Origin of the sequence: Mycobacterium sp. Marseille-P9652 (assembly GCF_902652685.1) — a bacterium.
Lineage (GTDB): Bacteria > Actinomycetota > Actinomycetes > Mycobacteriales > Mycobacteriaceae > Mycobacterium.
Window position 1 is genome coordinate 1 of the sequence record NZ_CACRUY010000101.1, and the last position, 7,007, is coordinate 7,007.

Sequence of the window (7,007 nt, forward strand, 5' to 3'; positions counted from 1 at the left end):
CATCAAGGGGTTCAGCGCGTATGGCGGAGGCGGAGGCGGAGGCGGAGGCGCGGCTGCCGGCGGTACCGCCGGGGCCGGAGGCGGAGGCGGGTTCGCCACAGCCCTCGGCGTAACCGGCTCGGGCGGCATCTCCAATACCGGCGGTTCAGGCACCGGCGGCGGGCGGGGCGGCGGCGCTGCCGTCACGGGCGGCACGCCCTACGACGGAGGCCACGGTTTCGCCGGCACCGTCGGCGGCGCGGGCGGACTGGGCGGGAACGTCAACGCTTACCAGAACGCGGGAGGCGACGGTGGCGCCCCGGGCGTCGGCGGCGGTGGGGGGCTCGGCGTTGCGGGGTCCGCCGGCGGCAACAACGGCCAAGCGTAGACCCAGCTTCCCGGGGGCTGAGCAAACCCCAGTGTGGCGGTGGCCGGCACTGACAAGTGACTACACGCCGAAGAGGAGCATCTCCTCGGCGGTCACCAGACGTTCGTGCTTGGCGGGGAATTCGCGGCTCTTCACCGGATGGCGGAGCCATGACCAGGCCATTCGCCCCACCCGTGACCGATATACTGAATTCATATGCACAGTGACCACTCCTGCGACGGTCCGTTCGGCCGGGGCCTCTGTGCCATGAAGCCCACAGCGGTCAATTAGACACCCGTCGTCTGGCAAACGTATGCAGAAACGCCGAATTGAATTCTGTTGTTTCTGGTGTGACTGATGTGACTAAGTAAGGGGCGCCGCCGTCGGCTTGACCGGCGCCGGCAGCGCGGTCGTGCCCATCAGGAACCGGTCGACGGCCGCCGCCGCGGCCCTGCCCTCAGCTATCGCCCAGACGATCAGTGACTGGCCACGACCCATGTCACCGGCAACGAATACGCCAGGGACGGACGTGTCGAAATCCGCCCCGCGCGCCACGTTGCCGCGGTCGGTGAGTTCGACCCCGAGGTCGGAGAGCAGGCCCTCCCTCTCCGGACCGACGAAGCCCATCGCCAGCAACACCAGGTCGGCCTCGAGTTCGAAGTCGGAACCCTCGACCTTGACGAACTTGCCGTCCTGCATGGTGACCTCGTGGGCCTTCAGGGCGGTCACGCGCCCGTCCTCGCCGACGAACTGCTCGGTGTTGACCGAGAACACCCGCTCGCCGCCCTCCTCGTGAGCCGACGAGACGCGGTACATCAGCGGGTAGGTGGGCCAGGGCGTCGACGGGGCACGCACCTCCGGCGGCCTCGGCATGATCTCGAACTGGTGCACGGCGACCGCGCCCTGCCGGTGCACGGTGCCCAGGCAGTCGGCGCCGGTGTCGCCGCCGCCGATGATGACCACCTTCTTGCCCTTGGCGTTCAGCGGCGGCTCGCCGTCGAGTTCGCCCAGGGCCTGCCGGTTGCCCCACGGCAGGAACTCCATCGCCTGGTGAATGCCGTCCAGGTCGCGGCCGGGCACCGGCAGGTCGCGCCACGCCGTCGCGCCACCGGCCAGGACGACCGCGTCGAAGTCGGCCCGCAACTGCTCGGCGGTGATGTCGACGCCGACGTTGACGTTCGCGCGGAACTCGGTGCCCTCGGCCCGCATCTGATCCAGCCGGCGGTCCAGGAACCGCTTCTCCATCTTGAACTCGGGGATGCCATAGCGCAGCAGGCCGCCGATGCGGTCCTGACGCTCGAACACGGTCACCTTGTGGCCCGCACGCGTCAGCTGCTGGGCCGCGGCCAGCCCGGCCGGGCCCGAGCCGACGACGGCGACGGCCTTCCCGGTCAGCGTGTCCGGCGGCAGCGGAACCACCAGCCCCTGGTCGAAGGCGTGCTCGATGATCTCCAGCTCGATCTGCTTGATCGTCACCGGATCCTGGTTGATGCCCAGCACACACGCCGGCTCGCACGGCGCGGGACAGAGCCGGCCGGTGAAGTCGGGGAAGTTGTTGGTGGCGTGCAACCGCTCGATCGCCTCGCCCCAACGGCCCTTGCGGGTGAGGTCGTTCCACTCCGGGATCAGGTTGCCCAGCGGACATCCGTTGTGGCAGAAAGGGATACCGCAGTCCATGCAGCGGGTCGCCTGCTCACGCAGGACCTCGTCGTCGAAGTCCTCGTAGACCTCGTTCCAGTCGCGCAGGCGCAACGGGACGGGGCGGCGCTGGGGAAGTTCCCGGTGGGTGTACTTCAGGAAGCCGGTCTGGTCAGCCATGCGCGGCCGCCATGATCGCCTTGTCCACGTCCACGCCCTCGCGCTCGGCCTCGGCGATCGCCTGCAGCACCCGCTTGTAGTCGCGCGGCATCACCTTGGCGAAGTGCCGCTGCTGCTGGTGCCAATCGGCCAGGATGCGCTGTGCGACAGGGGAATCGGTGGCATCGACATGACTCTGGATCATGCCGCACAGCCAGTCTGCGTCGTCTTCATCGATGCTCTCGAGCTCTACCATTTCCGTGTTGAGGTTCTTCGGCAGTTCGCCGTCGGGGTCGTACACGTACGCGACGCCACCGGACATACCGGCCGCGAAGTTGCGGCCGGTGGGGCCGAGGATCACGACCTTGCCGCCGGTCATGTATTCGCAGCCGTGGTCGCCGACGCCCTCCACCACCGCGAGCGCACCGGAGTTGCGCACCGCGAAGCGCTCGCCGACGACGCCGCGCAGGAACACCTCCCCGCTGGTGGCGCCGAAGAGGATCACGTTGCCGCCGATGATGTTGTCCTCGGCGACGTAGTCCTGCGGCGCGTTGTCCGACGGCCGCACCACGATCCGGCCTCCGGACAGCCCCTTGCCGACGTAGTCGTTGGCGTCGCCGTACACCCGCAGGGTGATGCCGCGCGGGACGAAGGCGCCGAAGCTGTTGCCCGCCGAGCCGTCGAACGTGATGTCGATGGTCCCGTCGGGCAGACCCTGTCCCCCGTAGGCTTTCGTCAGCTCGTGGCCCAGCATGGTGCCGACCGTGCGGTTGACGTTGCTGATGGTCGTCGAGAACCGCACCGGCTTGCCGGAATCCAGCGCCTCGCGGCTCATCACGATCAACTGCTGGTCGAGCGCCTTGTCCAGGCCGTGATCCTGACGCGAGCTGCAGTACAGGTCCTGGTTCATGAACGCCGACTCCGGCTCGTGCAGCACCGGGCTCAGGTCCAGCTTGTGGGCCTTCCAGTGCGCGCGGGCCAGGGTGGTGTCGAGCGCCCCCACCTGACCGACGGCCTCGTTGAGGGTGCGGAAGCCCAACTGCGCCATGTATTCCCGAACCTCTTCGGCGATGAACATGAAGAAGTTCTCGATGAACTCGGGCTTGCCGGTGAACCGCTCCCGCAGCAGCGGGTTCTGCGTGGCCACGCCGACGGGGCACGTGTCCAGGTGGCACACCCGCATCATGATGCAGCCGGCCACCACCAGCGGGGCCGTGGCGAAACCGAACTCCTCGGCGCCGAGCAGCGCGGCGACCATCACGTCGCGGCCCGTCTTGAGCTGGCCGTCCACCTGGACCACGATGCGGTCGCGTAACCCGTTGAGCAGCAACGTCTGCTGCGTCTCGGCCAGGCCCAGCTCCCACGGGGCGCCCGCATGTTTCATCGACGTCAACGGGGTGGCGCCCGTGCCGCCGTCGTGACCCGAGATCAGCACCACATCGGCGTGGGCTTTGGACACGCCCGCGGCCACGGTGCCGACGCCGTTCTCACTCACCAGCTTCACGTGCACCCGGGCGGCCGGGTTGGCGTTCTTCAGGTCGTGAATGAGCTGCGCCAGATCCTCGATCGAGTAGATGTCGTGGTGCGGCGGCGGCGAGATCAGCCCCACGCCCGGGGTCGAGTGCCGGACCCGGGCCACCCACGGGTACACCTTGTGCCCCGGAAGCTGGCCGCCCTCACCGGGTTTCGCGCCCTGCGCCATCTTGATCTGGATGTCGGTGCAGTTCGTCAGGTAGTGCGACGTCACCCCGAACCGGGCCGAGGCGACCTGCTTGATCGCGCTGCGGCGCCAGTCCCCGTTCTCGTCGCGCTCGAAACGGCTGACGTCCTCGCCGCCCTCACCGCTGTTCGAGCGGCCGCCGAGCCGGTTCATCGCGATGGCGAGCGTCTCGTGCGCCTCGGCCGAGATCGACCCGTAGCTCATCGCCCCGGTGGAGAACCGCTTGACGATCTCGCTGGCCGGCTCCACCTCGTCGAGCGGGACGGGCGGACGCAGGCCGCCGCGGAACTTCAGCAGGCCGCGCAGCGACGCCATCCGCTCGCTCTGGTCGTCGACCAGGCGGGTGTAGTCCTTGAAGATCTTGTACTGGCCGGTGCGGGTGGAGTGCTGCAGCTTGAACACCGTCTCGGGGTTGAACAGGTGGTACTCGCCCTCGCGGCGCCACTGGTACTCCCCACCAACCTCGAGCTCGCGGTGCGCGCGCTCGTCACGCCGGTCGAGGTACGCCAGCCGGTGGCGGGTGGCTACGTCGGCGGCGATGTCCTCGAGGGTGATCCCGCCGATCGGGCAGCTCAGCCCGGTGAAGTACTCGTCGAGCACGTTCTCGGAGATGCCGACGGCCTGGAACAGCTGCGCGCCGGTGTAGGACGCGAGCGTCGAAATGCCCATCTTGGACATCACTTTGAGCACGCCCTTGCCGGCAGCCTTGACGTAGTTGCTCAGCGCCGAGTTGCGGTCGATCCCGTCGATCACGCCACGGTCGAGCATGTCCTCGATCGACTCGAACGCGAGATAGGGGTTGACCGCCGCCGCACCGAAACCGATCAGCGCCGCCATGTGGTGCACCTCGCGGGCGTCGCCGGTCTCGACGACCAGGCCCACGTGGGTACGGGTGCGGTCGCGCACCAGGTGGTGGTGGACGCCCGCGACGGCGAGCAGCGACGGGATCGGGGCGAGCTGCTCGTTGGACTCGCGGTCGGACAGGATGATCAGCCGCGCGCCCTCGGCAATGGCGGCCGACGCCTGCGCGCGCACGTCCTCGAGAGCCGCCGCCAGCCCGGCACCGCCCTCGGCGACCGGGTACAGGCAGCGAATCACCTTGGAGCGCATGCCGTGTGGGCGTCCGTTGACCTCGTCGTCGGGGTTGAGATTGATCAGCTTCGCCAGCTCGTGGTTCCGCAGGATCGGCTGCGGCAGCATGATCTGGTGACACGACAATTCGTCCGGTGAGAGAAGATCGCACTCTCCGCCCGTGGTGCCCTGCAGGCTGGTCACCACTTCCTCGCGGATGGCGTCCAGCGGCGGGTTGGTCACCTGGGCGAAAAGCTGCTGGAAGTAGTCGTAGAGCATCCGCGGGCGCTCGGAGAGCACGGCGACCGGGGTGTCGGTGCCCATCGAGCCGATCGGCTCGGCGCCGGTGCGCACCATCGGCGCCACCAGCAGGTTGAGCTCCTCGTAGGTGTAGCCAAACGTCAACTGCCGCTTGACGAGTCGCTCGTGGGGCATCCGCGAGTAGTCGCCCTGCGGCAACTTGTCCAGCGGAACCAGGCCCTTGTCGAGCCACTCCTGGTAGGGATGCTCGGCGGCCAGCTCGGCCTTGATCTCCTCGTCGGCGACGATCCGGCCCTGCGTGGTGTCCACCAGGAACATCCGGCCCGGCTGCAGCCGCATCCGGCGGACCACCGTGGCCGGGTCCAGGTCCAACACGCCGGCCTCCGACGCCATCACCACCAGGCCGTCCTCGGTCACCCAGATGCGTGACGGGCGAAGGCCATTGCGGTCGAGCACCGCGCCGACGATCGTGCCGTCGGTGAACGTGATCGACGCGGGACCGTCCCATGGCTCCATCAACGAGGCGTGGTACTGGTAGAACGCCCGCCGGGCCGGATCCATCGAATCGTTGCGTTCCCAGGCCTCGGGAATCATCATCAGCACCGCGTGGGCCAGGCTGCGGCCGCCGAGGTGCAACAGCTCGAGCACCTCGTCGAACCGCGCCGTGTCCGAGGCGCCGGGAGTGCAGATGGGGAAGAGCTTCTCGACGTCGGCCTGCGACCCGAACACGTCGGTCTTGATGAGCGCTTCGCGGGCCCGCATCCAGTTCTCGTTACCGGTGACGGTGTTGATCTCGCCGTTGTGGGCCACGCGGCGGAACGGATGCGCCAGCGGCCACGACGGGAACGTGTTGGTGGAGAACCGCGAGTGCACGATGCCCAGCGCGCTGGTCATCCGATCGTCCTGCAGGTCGAGGTAGAACGCCTTGAGCTGCGGGGTGGTCAGCATGCCCTTGTACACCATCGTCTGACCCGAAAGGCTTGGGAAATAGACGGTTTCGCGCCCGGGGCCGTCCTGGCCCGGGCCCTTGGTGCCGAGCTCGTGCTCGGCACGCTTGCGGACCACGTAGCACCGGCGCTCCAGCGTCATGCCCTCGGCGCCGGTCAGGAACACCTGGCGGAACGTGGGCATCGCGTCGCGCGACAGCGCACCCAGCGACGAGTCGTCGGTGGGCACGTTGCGCCAGCCCAGCACCTGAAGGCCCTCGGCCTCGGCGATCTTCTCCACCGCTGCGCAGGCGGCCGCGGCGTCCTTCGACGACTGCGGCAGGAACGCGATGCCGGTCGCGTATTCGCCGGCGGGCGGCAGCTCGAAGTCCACGACCGCGCGCAGGAAGTCGTCCGGGACCTGGATAAGGATGCCCGCGCCGTCACCGCTGCGCGGCTCGGCGCCCTGGGCGCCGCGGTGTTCCAGGTTGAGCAGAGCGGTAATCGCCTTGTCCACGATGTCGCGGGTGCGTCGGCCATGCATGTCGACGACCATGGCCACGCCGCAGGCGTCGTGCTCGAACGCGGGGTTGTACAACCCGACGCGCTTGCGCGTCATTTCCACCTGACCCTTCACCACAAAGTTCTCGGCTGCCGCTTGCGCGGCTCCGTCGGGGCCCCCACCCCTATTGGTTGCGGGCTGAGTCCCTTCGGTCTTGTCGGTAGGCTGTCCCCCAGGCGGAAATGATCCGGTACGAGGTTTGTCCGTGCAGCTCTGAACGGTGGCCTGGAATCTGTCTCGACAAGTCGTAAAACGATATGACACTACCCGCCTGACATGCCAACTTCCCCAAGTCTAGCCCGCAGGTGGAAGTCCCGTGAATTT

Annotated in this window: 2 protein-coding genes and 1 pseudogene; 1 reads left to right on the forward strand and 2 read right to left on the reverse strand. The window is 68.2% G+C overall.

The genetic code is table 11. The features are described 5' to 3' along the window. Window positions 1-367 (forward strand): annotated as a pseudogene (locus tag GPY60_RS26795) (PE family protein); the annotation flags it as partial. A gap of 342 nt (window positions 368-709) precedes the next feature. Here the strand turns inward: GPY60_RS26795 and GPY60_RS25940 are convergent. Beyond that, on the reverse strand, window positions 710-2,164 hold the full coding sequence (locus tag GPY60_RS25940; RefSeq protein ID WP_156690560.1) for a glutamate synthase subunit beta: 1,455 nt from the start codon (window positions 2,162-2,164) through the stop codon (window positions 710-712). Beyond that, complete coding sequence (gene gltB / locus GPY60_RS25945; RefSeq protein ID WP_156690561.1) at window positions 2,157-6,740, reverse strand: glutamate synthase large subunit; 4,584 nt, start codon at window positions 6,738-6,740, stop codon at window positions 2,157-2,159. The genes GPY60_RS25940 and gltB overlap by 8 nt, the downstream gene beginning before the upstream one ends. Window positions 6,741-7,007 lie beyond the last annotated feature (267 nt).